This is a genomic window from Streptomyces capoamus, from assembly GCF_014654935.1.
Classification (GTDB): domain Bacteria; phylum Actinomycetota; class Actinomycetes; order Streptomycetales; family Streptomycetaceae; genus Streptomyces; species Streptomyces capoamus.
This window is the reverse complement of the sequence record NZ_BNBF01000040.1, coordinates 16,146-17,331: the sequence shown is the minus strand read 5'-3', so window position 1 is coordinate 17,331 and position 1,186 is coordinate 16,146. Positions and strand designations below refer to the sequence as shown.

At 73.4% G+C, this 1,186-nt stretch carries 2 protein-coding genes; one reads left to right on the top strand and one right to left on the bottom strand.

From position 1 onward, the window contains the following. Positions 1-413 (top strand): DUF2165 domain-containing protein (locus IE312_RS35905; RefSeq protein ID WP_229900853.1); only part of this gene is annotated, 413 nt, incomplete at its 5' end. Here IE312_RS35905 and IE312_RS35900 read toward each other — a convergent pair. Beyond that, on the bottom strand, positions 406-978 hold the full coding sequence (locus tag IE312_RS35900) for a hypothetical protein (RefSeq protein ID WP_189986519.1): 573 nt from the start codon (positions 976-978) through the stop codon (positions 406-408). The genes IE312_RS35905 and IE312_RS35900 overlap by 8 nt on opposite strands. Positions 979-1,186: the final 208 nt, after the last annotated feature.

Here is a 1,186-nt window from a genome sequence, read left to right as displayed (position 1 = left end):
GGACCAACCAGCAGTTCGTCCGGCACGTGCTGGCGATGGACACGACGTTCAGGGACGACGACCTGATGTGGCGGGCCGTGACCAGTACGGCCCTGCAGGACACGGCGTACGTCCTCATCATCGGGTGGGAGACGGTGGCGGCCGCGGTGCTGGTGTGGGGGACGGTCCTGTGGGCGCGGCGCCGGGACGACGTGGCGCGGCGCTGGTCGTCGTACGGGCTGCTGATGCTGCTGCTGCTCTTCGGCGCCGGGTTCATCGCGATCGGCGGCGAGTGGTTCGCGATGTGGCAGTCGAAGACGTGGAACGGGCTGGACGCGGCGACCCGGGTGTTCCTGCTGAGCGGTGTCGCGCTGATCGTCAACCTGCTGCCGTCCGGCCAGGACGGGCGGCCCGGGACCCCGCCGGCTAGTTGACGACCGCGACCCGGGTGCCCTGGTCGCCGAAGGCCCACAGGGCGGCCCCGTCCTCCTTGTGGAGGCGGATGCCGCCGCGCTTCTGGCCGTTCGCCGGCGGGGGCGAGGCGCCGTCCAGGGCGTTGGAGAAGGCCACGTTCACGCCGTCCACCTTGGTGAAGTACATGACGTGCTCGATCTCCACGCCGTCCGAGCCCTTGAGGGACTGGGTGCGCAGGGTGATCGAGTAGCGGCCGGGGCGCGGGCTCACCGTGCCCGGCCACACCGCGAAGGTACGGGTCGCCCGGCCGGTCGCGTCGACCAGCCAGACCCGCTGCGCGCCGATGGAGTACACGATCCGCCGACCGTCGCCGGACCGGTCCGGCAGGGCGGGCGCGGACGGCGCCTTCGGGCTCAGCGTCGCGTGCGGGCTCGCGGACGCCGACGCACCGGGCCTGGCCACGGCGGCCGTGGGATGCGGCGCGTGGTCCGCCTGTACGGCGAGGGCGACGACGACCGCGGTCGCCCCCGCCGTCAGACCGGTGACCCAGGCCCACGAGGGCAGTCGGGCAGCCACGGGACGCATCTCCTCCGGTACGGGTCCCCTTCTCAGCACAGGGGTCGGATCATCGTACTCAGTTCGCGGAGGTGGCTCGGCCCGGGGAGAAGGCTTCAGTCCAGGACCGGCAGCAGATCCGGCAGGTGGCCGTCGGACGCCTCGGCGGCCCGCTGCCGCTCCGCGGGCACCTCGCCGTACAGCGTGGTGCGCGGCTTCGCGGGCCGGCCGGCCGCCT